Origin of the sequence: Thermosynechococcus sp. JY1331 (assembly GCF_031583475.1) — a bacterium.
GTDB lineage: Bacteria > Cyanobacteriota > Cyanobacteriia > Thermosynechococcales > Thermosynechococcaceae > Thermosynechococcus.
In genome coordinates, this window is the sequence record NZ_CP134180.1 from 2,458,190 (window position 1) to 2,474,920 (window position 16,731).

Genomic DNA, 16,731 nt, shown 5'->3' on the forward strand with positions numbered 1-16,731 from the left:
CACTAGAAGTCTGAGGAAAAAGAAGATCTCAAGTTAGATTAAAAACAGGTGTTTTCGGCGCAGAATCATGGACATTGCTGAAAGTGTGCGCATGGCGATCGCCACCCTCAAGGCCAATCGACTGCGTAGCGGCCTGACGATGCTGGGGATAATTATTGGCAACGCAGCGGTGATTGCCATGGTCGGCGTGGGTCAGGGGGCACAGCGCTATGCCGCCAGTCAGTTTGAATCCCTTGGTCCGAATACGCTTTTTATTGTGCCGGGGACGCCCCAAGCCCGCAACCGCACGTTTAATGTGCCGCAAACCCTTGTCCTTGAGGATGCTAAGGCGATCGCCACCCAAGTGCCCACCGTTAAGGAAGTGGCACCCCAAATTCAAGTGCAACAACGGGTTACCTATCGAGGGCGCAATACCAATGTCCTGATTGTGGGAACCACCCCCACCTTTCCTTCAGTGCGCAGTTTTACAGTGGCGCAGGGGCGCTTTATCTCCGATAAGGATGTGGAACGGCATCGCCGCGTCGTCATTTTAGGCTCGGATTTGGCGAGGAAGCTCTTTATTAACGAAAATCCTGTGGGTCAGCAGGTACGGATCAAGAATCTTTCCTTTGAAGTGATTGGCGTCATGGCCGAAAAGGGTGCTTTCCTTGGCAACAATCAGGATGAGGCCGCCTATATTCCCATTACGACGATGTCTTCCCGTATTGTGGGGCAGCGCTCCCCCTATGGGATTTCCCTAACCTTTATCTCGGTATCTGCCCGTGATGAACAGAGCATTGATGCGGCTAAGTTTCAGATTACCAACCTCCTGCGGCTGCGCCATCAAATTGTTGATGAGGACGATTTTACAATTCAAACCCAAAAGGAAGCTCTGCAAATCATTGGCAATATCAGCAATGCCTTGACCTTGATGTTGGCGGCGATCGCCGGCATTTCCCTGCTGGTGGGGGGGATTGGCATTATGAACATTATGCTGGTCTCGGTAACCGAACGCACCCAAGAAATTGGCCTGCGCAAGGCCATTGGTGCCACACAGCGGGATATACTGGCACAGTTTATGATTGAGGCGATGATCCTCTCGGCTCTCGGTGGCCTCATTGGCACGGGAGTGGGTGTAGGTGGTGTGATGCTAGTGGTGATGTTGACCCCCTTGGAGGCTGGGGTTGCTCCCGTTGCTGTGGCTCTTGCTGTGGGCGTTTCGGGCAGTATTGGCCTCTTCTTTGGGGTGGTTCCCGCTCAACGGGCGGCGCGGCTGGATCCGATTGTTGCCTTGCGCAGTGTCTAAAAGTACCCTTGGGAAATTACCGATGGAAACGACAACCCTAGACTGGATTGCTGGCGGCCTTGCGATCGCCATTGTCATTGGTGGCCTGTTGATGATGTTTACCAATCTTTGGACACGGCGATGACCTTGCGGCGAGGCTTGACCTACCTGCTGTTGGTGGCGATCGCGATCGTCATGCTGCTCCCTTTGGTGTGGCTCACCAGTACCGCCTTCAAGTCTGCCAATGAAGATATTTTTGCCTTTCCGCCCCGCTGGCTGCCGGCCGAACCAACCTGGGCGAATTTTGTCACGGTTTGGCAAACGAATCCCTTTGGCCAGTACCTGTTCAACAGTACACTGGTGGCAGTCTTAACGGTGGCCTGCAATCTCCTGACCTCGGCCTTAGCCGCCTATCCCTTGGCACGGCTGTCCTTTCGCGGACGTGAGGTGATCTTTACGGCCATTTTGGCCACGATCATGATTCCCTTTCAAATCATCATGATTCCCCTGTTTATTTTGGCGGTGCAGTTGGGGCTGCGGAATACCTATCTGGGAATGATTCTGCCGAGTTTGGCCTCTGCCTTTGGCATTTTTCTGTTGCGACAGGCCTTTATGGCGGTGCCCAAGGAACTAGAGGAAGCGGCTCGCCTCGATGGCTGCTCAGAATTGGGGCTGTGGTGGTTTGTGATGCTGCCGGCCATTCGCCCTGCCCTTGTTACCCTTGGCATTTTTGTGTTTATTGGTGCTTGGAGTGATTTTCTCTGGCCCCTGTTGGTCTTGGATCAGCCAGAACTTTATACCCTGCCCATTGGCGTGGTCACCTTGGCGGGGACGTTTTCTTTGGATTGGCGACTCATTGCCGCTGGCTCGGTGATTTCAATTGTGCCCGTGTTCATTGTGTTTATTTTCTTGCAACGATATATCATTCCCTCCCAAACCACTGCTGGCCTGAAGGGCTAGCTTCCTAGGCCGCGATAGCGAATTGGCTGGCGGTGGGCATATTGGCGAAAGAAGGTTTTAATTTCCGCTGCTCGGCCAAGGGCAATCAGGGTATCCCCCGGCCCTAGGGGCAAGGTTAAGGGGGGATGGGTCACCAAGGCACCGTTCTGATGGCGGAGAGCAACAATAATAAAGCGGCCTCGGCCTTTCGCTTCCACATCGGCGATCGCTAGCCCCACCAGCGAGGACTCCAAGGGCAGCGTAAACTCCTCAATCTGAAGATCGAGCTGGCTGAGTAGCTCAATCAAGTGACTGCGCTCATCCTTTTCCTCAAGAAAATCCAAGACTGTCGGGCGAGTAATGAGCTGCACCATGCGTTGGGCACTGATACTCGAGGGCAAGACCACATGATCGGCACCGGCAAAACGCAGTTTGGACTCTGTGGCTGGCAATTCACCATAGGCCAAAATTTGTAAGTTGGGATTGAGGCGACGGGCAATCAGGGTGATAAAGACATTACTGGCATCATCGGCCAAAACCGCCACTACAGTGCGAGCGCGATCCACCCCCACCGCCAACAGCTCATTTTCATCCATGAGATCGTCACCGCGATAGAAAAGGTGCCCTGACTGCTGGGCAAGCCGTAGTCGCTGCCGCTGGTTGTCAATCACGACAAAGGGGATTTGGGCAGCAGCCAGGTTCATCGCTAAGGTGCGACCAAGGGGACCATAGCCGCAAATGATGACGTGATCCTTAAGGTCAGCGAGATGAGCGGGGGTTGTCATTGGGAGTGGCGGGAGCGGGCAGTATATTTGCGAATGAGCTTGGGGGTATCTTGAGCATGCCCCAATAGAATCAATGTATCGCCCACTTCCACAAGGGGATTGGCGCGGGTCGGGAATAATTGGCCATCACTTTTGCGCAGGCCAACAATAATAAATGCCCCTTGGCCGCGTACCTCAAGTCCTGTCAAGCGCGTACCCACGTAGGGGTAATCGGCAGTAATCTCCAGTTCCTCAAGGTGAGCATCAATGTGGCTCAAGAGGTCGTTGAGGGTCTCGCGATCGCCCGTTTGCTCAAGAAAGTCAATGCGTGGCCGCCGAATCAGGTTAGTCATTTGAATGGCACCAATTTTTGTCGGCAAGACTACGTGATCCGCTCCTGCCATACGTAGCTTTGCTTCTGTGCTTGCCAAATTCGCCCGCGCCACAATCAGCAGGCTCGGATTCAGGGAACGCGCTGTCAGCGTAATAAAGACATTGATCGTGTCATTGGGCAGCACCGTCGCTAGGGCGATCGCCCGCTCGATCCCCACCACGCGCAGCGTTTCTTCCTCCGCCGCACTCCCCAAATAGGCCAAATAGCCCAACTGTATCGCTAGATCAATGCGCTGTTCATTGACATCCAAAATCACAAAGGGGGTTTTTAATGCCGATAATTCCTGAGCCATTACCTGACCAATGCGGCCAAAGCCACAGACAATGACATGGCGGTTGAGTTTGTTGATGTCGCGGCTCGCCCGCTGAATATCCAGTAGGCGTTTGATCTCCCCTTCGGTAAACAGTTGCACCACCGCACCGATGGTATAAACCGTTGCTGCACTGCCGGCCACAATGATCAGCATGTTAAAGAAGCGTTGCGCCGGCGTAATCAGGGGTCGCACTTCACTGTAGCCAATGCCAAAGACGGTGATCACGTACATGTAAAGGGCATCGAGCCAGTTCCAGCCAAAACTGGTGTAGCCCACCACCGCCACCAACATGATCAGAACAAAGAGGGTGATGCCAATAATAAAACGGTTGAGGGCAGGGGTCGCAGGTAACCGTCGCATGGCTTTAATACTTGCGCTCTTGGGGGGGAAACATGGTGATGGTGACGGGCAGATAGTCAATCCTCATGCCGTCGCTGTGGTAGGTGGCTAGGGTGTGGCGTAGGAAGTTGACATCATCCCGCTGCGGATAGTCTTCACGGAAGTGGGCACCACGACTCTCTTGGCGAGCAAGGGCGCTGCTCAAAATCACTTCCGCAACCACGAGGATATTTGCTAACTCAAACGCCTCTAACAGCTCTGTGTTCCAGTAGCGCTGGCGATCGTCGAGACGAATCCGCGCATAGGCTGCTTTCAGCCGCTGCAATTCTTCCAAACCTCTCTGCATCAGAGCCGCGGTGCGAAATACGCCACAGTATTGGGTCATACAATCTTGAACCTGCTGCCGTAGTTGGGCAATGCGTAAATCCCCCGCTTGACTAAAGAGGTGCTGAATCTGTTGCTCCGCTGCCTGTAGATACGGCTGGGGGTCAAATTGGGGTTGGGGCAAGCTCGGTAAATCTTGGGCGATCGCCCCACCGGTACGGCGGCCATAGACCACACATTCTAGGAGGGAATTACTCCCCAAGCGATTGGCACCATGCACCGAGACACAGGCACACTCACCAGCGGCATAAAACCCGGTCACCCGTTCCGTGGCATTGGCACGCACCTGACCATTGACATTGACCGGAATCCCCCCCATTGAATAGTGCACCGTCGGACGTACAGGAATCGGCTCCACCACGGCATCTACCCCCGCCAAGCGATGGGCTTCCTCCCAACAGAAGGGAATGCGACTCATGATTGTTTCGCGACCCAAGTGGCGGACATCGAGATAAACAAAAGGCCCGCCGGCTGAGCCATCACTGTGGCTGCCGCGCCCTTCGCGAATTTCGATGGCGATCGCCCGCGAGGTAATATCACGGGGAGCCAGTTCCATGCGACTGGGGGCATAGCGTGCCATAAAGCGTTCCCCCTCGGCATTGACCAAATAAGCCCCTTCACCGCGCACCGCCTCAGAAATCAAAACCCCCGCTGGATACAACCCCGTGGGGTGAAATTGGACAAACTCCATATCCTCAAGGGGCAAGCCTGCCCGTGCCGTCATCGCTAAGCCATCCCCCGTGGAGGCAAAATCATTAGAGGTGGTATTAAAGACGCGACCATAGCCCCCTGTGGCAAAAAGAATGGCAGGTGCCCGCAGAATGTCCAGTTGACCCGTTTCAATGTGGTAGGCAACGACCCCCTTGGCCTGCTGATCCTCGACAATCAGCCGCAGCACATACCACTCACTAAAAAAGGTGACGTTGTATTTCAGGAGATTGCAGTAGAGTTCGTGGAGAATGGCATGACCGGTTTTGTCGGCTGCATAGCAAGTGCGCTGGTGCGTGTGACCACCAAAGGGACGTTGGGCAATGCGGCCATCGGGCAGGCGAGAGAAGAGCACCCCCAAATGCTCAAGGTCAATCACCACATCGGGCGCTTCTTGGGCAAGAATGGCGACGGCATCCTGATCCGCAAGAAAGTCTGACCCCTTGACGGTATCAAAGGCATGGCTTTCCCAAGAGTCTTCGCTGTCGACATTTTTCAGCGTAGCGGCAATGCCCCCTTGGGCAGCAACGGAATGGGAACGAATGGGATGGGTTTTGGACACAAGGGCAATCGGGGTCTCTGGGGCCAAGCGGCAAATTTCCAAAGCAGCACGACAGCCTGCTAAGCCACCACCGACAATCACAACGCCAAAGTCTTGCATCGTCCGTTTGTCCAGCATCTTTTCCTATACTAAGTTGGCGCTTAAGAGAGCGGCGGCGGCAGCAAAGATGAAACAAAGATAAAAACAGTAGCAAAATGATCTTGCGAGCCTCACGCTGAATCGTTAGAGTGGCAGTACAGTTCTTTTGGGGGCACAGCGGTTTCGATGCTTTTGTGCGTGTTCTCTCTCTGTGAAAAGGACTGTAATTTTATGGGAGGCAGCTGTCCTTGAGTGCATTTTTTCTTCACTATGGGGATTGTGGGGTGCGCCATTGGTGCGATCGCGATCGCGCAGCGGTCATGCACCTCATTGCTAATGTCCTCAGTGAGTTTGGCCTTTCTTGGCAACCCGAAGGCGCCGATGCCGATGTGGTTCACGTTGAAGATTACTACCACCGCCGGGGCGGACAATTTTGGGTGGTGGAGCGAGCCTCGGAAGTTGTGGGCACGATCGCCTTCTATCCCATTCAGCGGGGCGAAGCGGCTGTCGAAATTCGCAAAATGTATCTCCATCCCCGCGTACGCGGCCAAGGCCTAGGGACATTTCTCCTGCACCATCTGGAGGTAGCCATTGCAGCGGCCGGCTACCGCAAAATCTGGATTGAAACGGCCTCAATCATGACTACAGCCGTCCATTTGTACGAAAAGGCGGGCTATCAGCCGGCGACGGGTGTGGAAACGCAGCGTTGCGATCGCGTCTATGTCAAGGATCTAGTGCCCCATGGCATGGCTTCGATGGCTTCTGCCCCCTGCTAGTTTGATTGTCCTGGTGGTTTCACCTGCCGCCTTCGGTCTCTGCCGCCAAGACTTGGCTCGTGCCCTGCAACAGGAAATTCAAAATCCCCAATGGCAACGGGGTCAATGGGGCATGGTGGTGCGGGATTTAACCACGGGGGATCTTCTCTACGACTACCAAGGGGAAAAGCTCTTTCTGGTGGCCTCGAATGTCAAGCTAACGACAGTGGCTGCCGCCTTAGACTATTGGGGAGCTAATCATTTCTTTGAGACCACCCTCAGCGCGCGATCGCCCGACAGGACAACCCTGCGTCTTCAGGGCAGTTTTGACCCCAGTTTCAGCAGCCAAGACCTGCAACAAATGGCACTCCGCCTTAGCCAACAGGGCATTCGCCAGATTCCAATCTTGGAAATCGGCGGTGTAACTCCTGTGAGGATGGAACCCACATGGGCGATCGAAGACCTGACGATGGGCTATGCAGCGGTAGTGACGCGCTTTAGTCTCAATCAAAATGCCCTGAACCTAGAGGTCATACCACAACAGTTGGGGCAACCCTTAGCACTACGGCAGCCGCAGACTCATTTTCGAGTGGTCAATGAGACCCGCACCGTGACCCCCTCTGAGCCAGAATTTCTGGAAAGTGAGGTGCGCGGCCAGCAGATCATTGTGCGGGGTCAACTCCACATTGGCAGTGAACCGGCAAAACTGCGCATTCCCCTCAGTGAGTCGATCCCCTATCTTCAACAACAGGTGCAGCGGGCCTTTGCCCAAGCCGGTATTCAAGTGCAGCAAATTCGCCTTGTGGAAACAGCAGAGCCGTTACCCAATGTGTTGGTGCGCCATGCCTCACCCCCCCTAGAAGCGTTAATTTTGCCGGTTCTCCAAGAGAGTGACAATTTCTATGCAGAAATGCTCCTTGCGGCTCTGGAGGCAGCACAACCCGGCTATCGCCAACGCTATCTAGAGCGCATCGGTGTCCAAGCAGCGGTTTTAGTAGATGGTTCGGGACTCTCGCGGCAAAATTGGCTGACGCCCAATGGTTTAGTCACGCTGCTGCAACATATAACGCAAACAAAGGATGCCTCGCTGTGGCGGCGATCGCTCCCCCTTGCCGGACGATCCGGCACCCTGCGACAGCGCTTTCGTGATACAGCGGCTCAGGATCGTGTCTGGGCGAAAACCGGCACATTGCGGGGGGTGGTTGCCCTAGCGGGCTACGTGGAACCGTTCCAGGATCGCCCTTTCGTCTTTAGTCTTGTGGTCAATCAAGGGGGGGAGGCCACGGCTCAACTCCGTGCTGGTTTGGATCGCATAGTTGTTTTGCTGGCGCAATCGCAGAACTGTCCTCACCGCCCATAGAAAAACCCCACATCCATTCAGTAGCTCGAACTACAGCCCGAGACAGGTTCAAAACTGCGAGAGCGGGAGAGGATCGCATACCCGTCACGTGTCTCATATTCTAAAAAAGGGTTGTATTTATTGATTCTGCTAATACCAGCTCTTTGTAACGTTAAGCTTAATAAATAGGTCTTAAACGAGGCAATTGTCTATCCTAAAACTGAAGTCATCCCAGTAGGAGACCTTCATGGCTCGCCCGCTCGTCCTCACAATTACAGAAAGCTCTGAAGAACTGCAGCGACGCCTACAACATGAAACCGATGCCCGACAGCAGGAACGCTTGCAGATGCTCTACTGGCTGAAGCAAGGACTTGTCCACAGCTGCCCACAAATTGCCCAATTGCTCCATTGCAACGAGTCCAGCATTACTCGCTGGCTGAACGCCTATCGCCAAGGAGGACTCCAGCAGTTATTGGCAGTCAAGACGCCCCCCGGAGCCGCCCGCATCATCCCCCCAACAGTGATGGCACAGTTGCAGGAACGCCTACAAGACCCCAGCGGGTTTGACAGTTACAAGGCTATTGTGCAGTGGCTACGACAGGAGCATCAGCTTGAGGTCGCCTACCCGACGGTGCATCGCATTGTGCGCAATGTTGTGCCTGTGTTTGCCTTCGAGGTCAATCCCATGGAGCGGTTGTGGCAACATCTGCGAGCAGCATGAGCATGGCAGTCCTTCGAGACGCTGGAAGCCCTGCGTCAAAAGCTGCAAGCGGTATTGTTACAACTGATGGCGGCAGTGATTCGTTCTTTGACGGGCTGGTTCATTCTTATTTAATCCACTTCCCCGAAGAGAAGCAAGAGTACCTTGAATATAGCCTCTCCCAGAGCGGATTGCAACCCCCTATTCTGAGGGATCCCTTGCGAGGGGGGTGAAATTTTTTTCTACAAGACCACTGAAAATACTCAAATCCTCTCCTAGAGAGACTCCGGTGGATTCCACGAGAGAATGGGCTTGGCGGCAATTTGCTGAATCTGTCGGACGCGGCTCAAACCCTGTGCAAAGGGCTGTAGGTGACATCAAGGGAGGAATTAATTTCTTTTTAACCTTGGTATATTTTGGGGCTGATAGAAAACGTTAATTTTCTTTGCAAGGTGTTGGGTTCTGTAGTCTGGATCGCATGGGTAAGGGAAAGCGAGAGGCTATGATGATTGTCAAATTGCTTCTGAGTTCGGGTTATGACACTGTACATCGGCAACCTCTCCTATGAGGCGACAGAAAACGATCTTCGCGAAGTTTTTGAAAAATATGGTGCTATTCGCCGGATTGTGTTGCCGGTGGATCGAGAAACAGGCAAACGGCGTGGCTTTGCTTTTGTCGAACTGGTGGATGAAACTCAGGAGGCCGCTGCCATTGATGATCTCGACGGTGCAACATGGCTAGGACGGGTGCTCAAGGTCAACAAGGCGAAGCCAAAACAAGCAGGGGGGCAGTCAAACCCTGCCTTCTAAGGGCATACTGGTAGGGAAGTGCTGTTCACTCTTCCTGCTATGCCTCGACGTTCGCCATCCCCACCGCGTCCGCGTCCCCAAACTCGTCGGCCTCCCCAGCCAGAATCGAAGTCACCAGTGAATACCCGCACTCTGGCGGTGTTGGGAGGGGTTTTTATTATTGGCGTCGGTGTGGGTGTCACCTTTAGCAAAACCACGACTCTTAACCCTGACAACGTGGCCTCAACGCAGTTTATTGATCAGGCGGCGCCCAATCCCGATATTTGCGTGCAATTTGGTGCGAGCGCGATCGCGGTGGATACGCGGATTTTTGTCACTTTTAACCCCTTTTCGGTCTTTGTTTCCCAACCGGTGATGCAACCGGGCTGTGTGCTGCGTGCCAATAACGTTGCCCTGCTAGAACAGCGACAACTCATTACCGGTGAGCAATTGCGCAGTTGTCGGCAGCGGCTGAATACCTTTGGCTATGTGGGCAACCTTGAAGCCAATCCTGAAATCAGCTGTGTTTATCAGAGCACAACAGATAAAAACCTCTTCCTCAAACTCTCAGGCTTGGGTAATGGTGCTGCGGGTGAAACCGGTAATTTCTAGGGCGCAACAATGAAGGCGAGGAAGTGGCCACGGCTGCGCTGGCGTGCAAGTCAGGGCATACAACGCTTGGGCACAGCCTTTCTCTTGGCGGGTCAAGTCACCTATCATTTGCTGCGGGGGCGGATTCCGCTGCGCAACTCGATCGAGCAAATGGCCTTGGTGGGGCCTGCCTCCCTCAGTGTTGCCCTAATTACAGCAGCCTTTGTGGGCATGGTGTTTACGATTCAGGTCGCCCGTGAATTTATTACCTTTGGTGCCACCTCTGCGGTGGGTGGGGTGCTGGCGATCGCCCTAGCGCGGGAACTGGGGCCGGTGCTGACAGCGGTGGTACTCGCCGGGCGAGTTGGCTCTGCCTTTGCGGCTGAAATTGGCACCATGAAAGTCACTGAGCAAATTGACGCCCTCTATATGCTGGGCACGGATCCGGTGGATTATCTGGTGGTGCCACGGTTTATTGCCTGTGTGCTGATGTTGCCGATTCTCAATATCTTGGCATTGGTAACAGGGCTGTGGGGTGGGCTAGTGATTGCCGATTATCTCTACGGCATTCCCCGTGGGGTCTATATTGAGTCCATTCAGAACTTTCTGCAAACTTGGGATCTGTGGAGTTCAATTATCAAGTCAGGCATTTTTGGCGGTGTGGTGGCCATCATTGGCTGCAATTGGGGCATTACAACTACAGGGGGCGCCAAGGGGGTCGGTCAATCCACTACGGCGGCTGTGGTGATCTCGCTATTGGCGATCTTTATTCTCAACTTTTTCCTGTCTTGGGCCCTCTTTGGCGGCAGCAGTAGCCTCGTACCCACGTTTTAGAGGGCTAGTCTGTGGAACTGCGAGTGGGGCAAGGCTGGCGGGTGGGCTGGCGCAATGATCAATTCTATGCCGCTCTGGTGGGCGCTGAGGATTGGGCCACGGAACTTACTGCAGTAGAATTCAAGGCATTTGTGGATTTATTTCGCCAACTCCACGGGCAGCTTTTGGCGATCGCCCCCGAATTGATGGCAGAGGAAATGATTACCCTCAGTGGCGGCAACGATGCTGTGCATTTGGAATTGGAGGGCTATCCCCATGCCTATAGCCTGCATCTGATTGTGTTGGGCGATCGCCGGGTTGAGGGGACATGGCCTGCCCCGGTGCCCCCAGACTTTCTCCTTGCCTGCTGTGAGTTGCAGCACAGGATTGCGGAGGGGCAAAGTTTAGAATAGAAGACATCCTTCTCGGTTGCGATCGCCCCTATGACCTCTGTCAAATCCTCGAAGGTCAGCCCCGCTTTGGCGGCACTGGTTAACACCATTAAGCAACTGCAACAGCAAGAGCAAATTGGTGGACTCATTGCTCCCTTGGTGAGCTTTGTCCAAGAAATCCTCGGCATGTCCTTTGCTTGGTTGGGACTATACAATGAAGCCGCCAAACAACTCATTGGCCAAGGGGGAACCACGCCCGTTGGCGATCATCCTTTTCTGAAGCAGAAACTGACCCTTGCCGCCGGTAGTCTTCTCGATCAGGTGTTGATCAACCGCAAGCCGATTAGTTTGCCCAGTCTCAAGGAGGAACCCCGCCTAGGCGAGTTACGAGAAGCCGCCACCCGTTTGGGCATTCAAGGCACGGCCATCTATCCCATTGTCCGCCATCGTCAACCCCTCGGCATTCTCATGATCGGTTCTACCACTTGGGGCGATACCCTGCGGGGCGATGATTTGGCCCACATGAGCTTACTGGTGAGTGCCCTTGGGGCGGAATTGGAACGCTTGACCGCGGCAAAACCAGCCCCTGAAACCAAGCAAGCGGCGGCGCCCACAATGACGAGTGATGATCCAGTGCGCCATCTCCTCCAAGAGGCCAGCCGTGCCCCTAGCTTGGGTCAACGCATTGAAGCCCTGTTGCTGGCAGTGCACCAATTCTGTCAACCTCAACGTACCAGCCTCTTTTGGCGAGATTTGGAGCAACCCCTCTATCGGCGGCGCAGTTACACCGTTGGTAAACCCCAGAGCCGCGAGAGCCAGCGGCAACCCTTAGCGATTACACAGCAGGAGTTAGCAGGTTGTTATACTGCCCTTGCCAGCGGCCAAACCGTGAGTGTCAGCGATAGTCAAAGTGTGGTCAGTGCTACCGCACCCTTACGGTTAATGCAAATGCTGAATTGCCGTGCCCTTGTGGCAACCCCGATTCTGGTGGGCACGGATGTCGTGGGCTTTCTCACATTCGAGCGCAGTGAGCCTTACCCTTGGAATGACAATGAAAAGAAACTCCTCCAAGTCACCGCAGAGCTATTGGCCTTGGCAGCCCCCACTGAACGCCTTGAACACCTCTTGGCACAGACCCAGCAGGCCCAAAGCTTGGTGAGTGAGTTGGCGCAAGCCATCTGTGATGAGCAGGACTGGAAGCAAGTGCTCCACCATGCGGGCGAAAGGTTAGCGGCAGATTTAGGGGCACAGTGGGTCTTTTTGTTAAGCTACAACTCCCTGACCCAAGTCTTTGATGTCCTGTTTCAGTATCCGGCGCCCCGGGGGCGCGATCGCCATCCGCCCTTCCCGCCCTTACAAAAAATGGATTGGCAACTTCTGGAAACGGCAACCACAGCCATTGCCCTTGAGGACTATAGCCATGAACTGCGCCTCTACTCTTGGAAAGAGGTTCTCGACAAGCTGCATATCCAGTCCCTTGTGGCAGCAACCACCACCCCCGGCCATTCTTTGGAAGCACTGCTGTTAGTGGGGCGCACTGAACCAACGGCTTGGGGCAAAAGTCAGCAAACCCTTGTACAGGAGGTGGCGCGTACCCTTGGCCTCATTAGCCATCAGTGGCAACTGCAAAACACCAATACGCAGCAGGAGCAAGTGCGATCGGCGATGCTGGCGGGGTTAACAGCACTGCAACGCACCCAAAACTTGGAGCGCATTGAACTGACGGGCTTGCAGCAGCTCATGAACTTAATGCAGGTACCCCTTGTGGCCTTAGTGACTTGGCGACCCGGTCAGACAGTTGGCTCGATTGTCGCGCCGCCCCCTAGCCATCCCAAATTTGCGATTCGCAACGACGCGGAAATTGCCATCTATGAGGATCCGCTGATCCACAGTGCCCTGATGGCCTCCCAAGCCGATGTCACCAGTAATCCCTACACTTGGTTGATTCAAACCACAGCAGCAGAACTAGATCCGCGTACGCGGGAATGGCTCTCAGGGCCAGACATTGGTCAAATTTTGGCGATCGCCCTACGCACTGATCCCGAATACGAACCTTCAGGGGTTCTCATTGTCGCTGATCGTCGCGATCGCCAGTGGTCAACCTTGCACCTAGAGGCCTTCATTACCCTTGTCAACCATTTGGCTTGGGCACACCGCAGTACTTCCCTCATTCAAATGCTCACCCAAGGCTGGCAAACCCTTGAAACCCTCAACTGGTACAAGCACCGTCGCCTTGAACAGGTCTATGGTCAACTTGCGAGTCTCTGCCATCAGCTGATGCAATCGGTTCAGCAACACCCTGAGGCGGCTCCCCTGCTGCGGCGGTTGGGCACGCTCCTGCAAACCCAGTTGGAATCCCTCCATCCCCTCTTGAGCCATGAGGTATGGCAACTGGACAAAACGACTGACACAGCAGGCCTAGCGGTGCTCCTCAAGCGAGTGATGGATCGCATCGAAAATTGGAAGCAGCGCAAACAACTGTGGATTCAAGTTCACAATCAACCTGTCCTCACCCTCAATGGTGACATTAGCAAGCTGGAGTTAATCCTTTATGAGTTGTTGCTTTTTGCCTGCCAGCGATCGCCCTCCCAAGGCCGCATTGACATCTGGTGCCAACAAATTGAAGGCATGGGTCAGGGGGGCAAAATGCAGTCTTGGCTCGAACTGTCAATCACCGACAATGGGGAAATAGAGCCACAGTTACTCATTAAGCTGCACCAACTCGAACATCTCGACTGGCTTGCTCCCTCCAGCCTTGATCAGCCCCCCGGACGACACCTCAAAGTCTGCTTTAACCTGTGTCAACGCCTAGGCTATAACCTCGATATGTATAAATTGGAGGATGGCCGTTTCCTGAGTCGTCTGCTCATTCCCCTGAATAGTGGCGACACGGGTACCTTTGAATTGCAATCCTCACAGCCGCGCCAATGACCCCAAGCACGATCGCCCTTCTTGGCCTCCCGAACACGGGTAAATCCACATTTTTCAATCGCATTGCCGCTGCCCGTGCCCATGTAGGCAACTGGCCGGGGATTACGGTGGATCTAATAGAAGCAGAGATCTCCCTCAATGGGGAAATGGTTAAACTGGTGGATTTGCCGGGCATCTACGATCTGGCGGGGACGGCTGCCGATGAAACCCTTGTGCGTGAGTTTTTCCAACGGGTGCCGGTGCGGCTGGTGTTGGTGATTCTCAATGCCAGTCAGATTCAGCATCAATTGCGCTTAGCCCTGCAGGTGAAGTCTTGGGGACTACCAATAGTGGTGCTCCTGAATATGGCCGATGAAGCGCGGCAACTGGGGATTCAGATTGATACCGAGAAATTGAGCGATCGCCTTGGGGTGCCGGTGGTGGCCCTCAGTGCCAAATATGGTGGCGGCTATTGGGAGGCCTATGAAACAATTTGCCATGCCCTCAAAGAGGCACCCGTTCCCCAAGCCCCGCTCTTCAAGCCAACGTTGCCAGAAATTGAACCGGGGGCGATCGCGCCCCTATTGGCGGGCACCGTTACTTTCCCCAGTCGCACCGTTCGCAGACTAACAGAACAGTTGGATCACTGGTTGCTACACCCTTTGTGGGGACTGCCCCTCTTTTTTGCGGGGCTATACCTTGTCTTTCAAGTGGTATGGGTGCTAGGGCTGGGGGTTCAAGGCTGGCTCAGTGATGCGTTTGAGACCTTTCAGGGACAGGTGCTGGCGCCATTCCTCGCGGGGCTGCCCCCCTTGCTCAGCAGTTTGCTCATTGAGGGCATCTATGGCGGTATGACCACGGTGGCAGCGTTTGTGCCCTTAGTCACCATCTTCTTTATTGTGATGGCGATCGTTGAGGATAGTGGCTACCTTGCCCGTGCCGCCTACCTGATGGATGGCCTGATGGCACGCTTGGGTTTAGATGGACGCAGTTTCGTCCTCAGCTTGATGGGCTTTGGCTGCAATGTCCCCGCCCTGATGGCCACCCGCATTATTCGCTCGCCGGGGCTGCGGCTACTGACGATGCTGATCATTCCCTTTTCCCTCTGCTCAGCGCGGCTACAGGTGTTTGTCTTTCTCATTGCCTGTTTGTTTCCCCCGCAGTGGGGGGCAGTCGTCCTGCTGTCTCTCTATGGCTGGAGTATTCTGGCGGCCTTGCTCACTGCCCTCTGTTTTCAGGGCTATTTCCCGAATACGGATCCCTTTTTGCTGGAGTTGCCCCCCTATCGCTGGCCGACGGGGCGACAGGTGATTCTGCGGGCCTGGGGCGAGGTGCGGCATTTTCTCTCGCGAGCCACGGGCTTCATTATGATAGGTGTCTTGGTGGTGTGGGCATTGACCCATTTACCCCTGAATGCAACGCCCTCAAGTCCAGAAACGTGGGCGGGTCAACTGGGGATAGCGCTACAGCCGCTTTTGGCACCGGTGGGCATTACACCTGCCCTAACGATCGCCCTGATTGTCGGCTTTGTGGCCAAGGAGATTGTGATTGGTGCGTTGGCGGTGATCTATCACCTTTCGGGTACCTCGTTACAGCAGGCGATCGCCCAAGATTTAACGCCCCTGCAGGCCTACAGCTTTATGCTTTTTACTCTCCTGTACACCCCCTGCTTGAGCACCCTTGCCACCCTCTGGAGTGAATCGAAACGCGGGCAGTTTACGATTTTTGCGACCCTCTATGCCTTGGTGATGGCGTGGGTGGTGAGTGGCAGTGTCTATCAACTGGGGCACTGGTGGGGATGGGGCTAATGGCCACCCTTTGCGGCATTGGCGTAGGGCCGGGGGATCCTGAACTCATTACCCTCAAGGGTTGGCGACGCCTACAGCACGCAAGGGTGATTGCCTTTCCGGCGGGACTACAGGGACGGCGCGGCATTGCCGAGGAGATCATTTCCCCCTACAAAGACCCCCAGCAAATGTATCTGCCCCTCGAATTCCCCTATGTTCTTGCAGAAGATGTCTTAGAACAAGCATGGCAAAAGGCGGCAGAGCAAGTCTATGCCTATCTCGCTCAAGGCATTGATGTGGTCTTTGTCTCTGAGGGGGATGTCAGTTTCTACAGTACGTTTTCCTATCTGGCGGCAGCCGTCCAGAGCCTTGACCCCCATATTGCGATTGAAGTGATTCCGGGAATTTGCTCGCCTTTGGCCGCAGCGGCTAGCTTAGGGGTGCCCCTGACCTTGGGGAGCGATCGCCTAGCGATTTTGCCAGCAATGTACCACGGGGATGACCTCGAGCGGGTGTGGGCATGGGCGGAGGTGGTGGTTTTAATGAAGGTGCGATCGGTCTATGGCCACGTCTGGCATTGGCTCAAGGAACACCACCTCTTGGAACAGGCGGCAGTGGTGAGCTGGGCAACAACCCCTCAACAGCAAATCTACACCCCCCTGACGAACTATCCAGAGTTAACCCTGCCCTACTTTTCGCTGCTCATTGTTTGGCAGCGGCGCCCCATCTTGCAGAATTTCGCGAGTGCTGAAGTCAATCCTATGTACAACAGTACCCAATGATTCTTTATCGGTGCTACGGGGGTGGACGTCTCCTCACGATAGATCAAGTGGTGTGAATTCTCTTAGCGTGTCTCTGTACCTTCATTTGCATTAGTAGCCGTTTGTTCCACTAAACGAAAGTGCGATATC

At 54.6% G+C, this 16,731-nt stretch carries 15 protein-coding genes; 12 read left to right on the plus strand and 3 right to left on the minus strand.

The annotated features are described in order from the left end of the window. Nucleotides 1-67 precede the first annotated feature (67 nt). Nucleotides 68-1,285, plus strand: a complete 1,218-nt coding sequence (locus RHJ31_RS12105; protein WP_206201135.1) for an ABC transporter permease — start codon at nucleotides 68-70, stop codon at nucleotides 1,283-1,285. A gap of 120 nt (nucleotides 1,286-1,405) precedes the next feature. Continuing rightward, nucleotides 1,406-2,224, plus strand: a complete 819-nt coding sequence (locus RHJ31_RS12110) for a carbohydrate ABC transporter permease (RefSeq protein ID WP_206201134.1) — start codon at nucleotides 1,406-1,408, stop codon at nucleotides 2,222-2,224. Here the strand turns inward: RHJ31_RS12110 and RHJ31_RS12115 are convergent. The 3 genes from RHJ31_RS12115 to RHJ31_RS12125 are packed head-to-tail and all read right to left on the minus strand — an operon-like array spanning nucleotide 2,221 to nucleotide 5,766. Then, nucleotides 2,221-2,988, minus strand: a complete 768-nt coding sequence (locus RHJ31_RS12115; protein ID WP_302676761.1) for a TrkA family potassium uptake protein — start codon at nucleotides 2,986-2,988, stop codon at nucleotides 2,221-2,223. The genes RHJ31_RS12110 and RHJ31_RS12115 overlap by 4 nt on opposite strands. Next, nucleotides 2,985-4,034, minus strand: a complete 1,050-nt coding sequence (locus tag RHJ31_RS12120) for a TrkA family potassium uptake protein (protein ID WP_302676762.1) — start codon at nucleotides 4,032-4,034, stop codon at nucleotides 2,985-2,987. The genes RHJ31_RS12115 and RHJ31_RS12120 overlap by 4 nt, the downstream gene beginning before the upstream one ends. 4 nt (nucleotides 4,035-4,038) lie before the next feature. Further along, nucleotides 4,039-5,766 (minus strand): succinate dehydrogenase/fumarate reductase flavoprotein subunit, encoded by a 1,728-nt coding sequence (locus tag RHJ31_RS12125; RefSeq protein ID WP_310445820.1) that lies wholly within the window; start codon nucleotides 5,764-5,766, stop codon nucleotides 4,039-4,041. A gap of 299 nt (nucleotides 5,767-6,065) precedes the next feature. Between RHJ31_RS12125 and RHJ31_RS12130 the strand changes: the two genes are divergently transcribed. From RHJ31_RS12130 to RHJ31_RS12175, 10 genes are all read left to right on the plus strand, one after another. Next, a complete protein-coding gene (locus RHJ31_RS12130; RefSeq protein WP_399373362.1) occupies nucleotides 6,066-6,521 on the plus strand; it encodes a GNAT family N-acetyltransferase in 456 nt (151 codons plus the stop codon). Beyond that, nucleotides 6,487-7,860, plus strand: a complete 1,374-nt coding sequence (gene dacB, locus RHJ31_RS12135; RefSeq protein WP_302676765.1) for a D-alanyl-D-alanine carboxypeptidase/D-alanyl-D-alanine-endopeptidase — start codon at nucleotides 6,487-6,489, stop codon at nucleotides 7,858-7,860. The genes RHJ31_RS12130 and dacB overlap by 35 nt, the downstream gene beginning before the upstream one ends. A 226-nt stretch (nucleotides 7,861-8,086) precedes the next feature. Then, nucleotides 8,087-8,560: a helix-turn-helix domain-containing protein gene (locus RHJ31_RS12140; protein ID WP_302676766.1), complete on the plus strand. Its 474-nt coding sequence runs from the start codon at nucleotides 8,087-8,089 to the stop codon at nucleotides 8,558-8,560. Nucleotides 8,561-9,075: 515 nt separating this feature from the next. Beyond that, nucleotides 9,076-9,348, plus strand: a complete 273-nt coding sequence (locus RHJ31_RS12145) for an RNA-binding protein (RefSeq protein WP_149820749.1) — start codon at nucleotides 9,076-9,078, stop codon at nucleotides 9,346-9,348. Between the two features lie 39 nt (nucleotides 9,349-9,387). Beyond that, on the plus strand, nucleotides 9,388-9,939 hold the full coding sequence (locus RHJ31_RS12150) for a DUF3172 domain-containing protein (protein WP_206201128.1): 552 nt from the start codon (nucleotides 9,388-9,390) through the stop codon (nucleotides 9,937-9,939). A gap of 9 nt (nucleotides 9,940-9,948) precedes the next feature. Continuing rightward, nucleotides 9,949-10,752, plus strand: a complete 804-nt coding sequence (locus RHJ31_RS12155) for an MlaE family lipid ABC transporter permease subunit (RefSeq protein ID WP_206201127.1) — start codon at nucleotides 9,949-9,951, stop codon at nucleotides 10,750-10,752. 11 nt (nucleotides 10,753-10,763) lie between these two features. Next, a complete protein-coding gene (locus tag RHJ31_RS12160) occupies nucleotides 10,764-11,144 on the plus strand; it encodes a DUF1818 family protein (protein WP_302676767.1) in 381 nt (126 codons plus the stop codon). 30 nt (nucleotides 11,145-11,174) lie between these two features. Next, nucleotides 11,175-14,054, plus strand: coding sequence for a GAF domain-containing protein (locus RHJ31_RS12165; RefSeq protein ID WP_302676768.1), 2,880 nt, complete (start codon nucleotides 11,175-11,177; stop codon nucleotides 14,052-14,054). After that, nucleotides 14,051-15,841, plus strand: coding sequence for a ferrous iron transport protein B (gene feoB, locus RHJ31_RS12170; protein WP_302676769.1), 1,791 nt, complete (start codon nucleotides 14,051-14,053; stop codon nucleotides 15,839-15,841). Before RHJ31_RS12165 ends, feoB begins: the two co-directional genes overlap by 4 nt. Beyond that, nucleotides 15,832-16,602, plus strand: a complete 771-nt coding sequence (locus tag RHJ31_RS12175; protein WP_206201601.1) for a precorrin-2 C(20)-methyltransferase — start codon at nucleotides 15,832-15,834, stop codon at nucleotides 16,600-16,602. The genes feoB and RHJ31_RS12175 overlap by 10 nt, the downstream gene beginning before the upstream one ends. Nucleotides 16,603-16,731 lie beyond the last annotated feature (129 nt).

What these genes read in the sequence shown, in the direction of transcription:
- RHJ31_RS12165 (WP_302676768.1), top strand. Translation starts at nt 11,175, where the DNA reads ATGACCTCTGTCAAATCCTCGAAGGTCAGCCCCGCTTTGGCGGCACTG.
- RHJ31_RS12110 (WP_206201134.1), top strand. Translation starts at nt 1,406, where the DNA reads ATGACCTTGCGGCGAGGCTTGACCTACCTGCTGTTGGTGGCGATCGCG.
- RHJ31_RS12150 (WP_206201128.1), top strand. Translation starts at nt 9,388, where the DNA reads ATGCCTCGACGTTCGCCATCCCCACCGCGTCCGCGTCCCCAAACTCGT.
- dacB (WP_302676765.1), top strand. Translation starts at nt 6,487, where the DNA reads ATGGCATGGCTTCGATGGCTTCTGCCCCCTGCTAGTTTGATTGTCCTG.
- RHJ31_RS12155 (WP_206201127.1), top strand. Translation starts at nt 9,949, where the DNA reads ATGAAGGCGAGGAAGTGGCCACGGCTGCGCTGGCGTGCAAGTCAGGGC.
- RHJ31_RS12115 (WP_302676761.1), bottom strand. Translation starts at nt 2,988, where the DNA reads ATGACAACCCCCGCTCATCTCGCTGACCTTAAGGATCACGTCATCATT.
- RHJ31_RS12140 (WP_302676766.1), top strand. Translation starts at nt 8,087, where the DNA reads ATGGCTCGCCCGCTCGTCCTCACAATTACAGAAAGCTCTGAAGAACTG.
- feoB (WP_302676769.1), top strand. Translation starts at nt 14,051, where the DNA reads ATGACCCCAAGCACGATCGCCCTTCTTGGCCTCCCGAACACGGGTAAA.
- RHJ31_RS12105 (WP_206201135.1), top strand. Translation starts at nt 68, where the DNA reads ATGGACATTGCTGAAAGTGTGCGCATGGCGATCGCCACCCTCAAGGCC.
- RHJ31_RS12145 (WP_149820749.1), top strand. Translation starts at nt 9,076, where the DNA reads ATGACACTGTACATCGGCAACCTCTCCTATGAGGCGACAGAAAACGAT.
- RHJ31_RS12125 (WP_310445820.1), bottom strand. Translation starts at nt 5,766, where the DNA reads ATGCAAGACTTTGGCGTTGTGATTGTCGGTGGTGGCTTAGCAGGCTGT.
- RHJ31_RS12120 (WP_302676762.1), bottom strand. Translation starts at nt 4,034, where the DNA reads ATGCGACGGTTACCTGCGACCCCTGCCCTCAACCGTTTTATTATTGGC.
- RHJ31_RS12130 (WP_399373362.1), top strand. Translation starts at nt 6,066, where the DNA reads ATGCACCTCATTGCTAATGTCCTCAGTGAGTTTGGCCTTTCTTGGCAA.
- RHJ31_RS12175 (WP_206201601.1), top strand. Translation starts at nt 15,832, where the DNA reads ATGGGGCTAATGGCCACCCTTTGCGGCATTGGCGTAGGGCCGGGGGAT.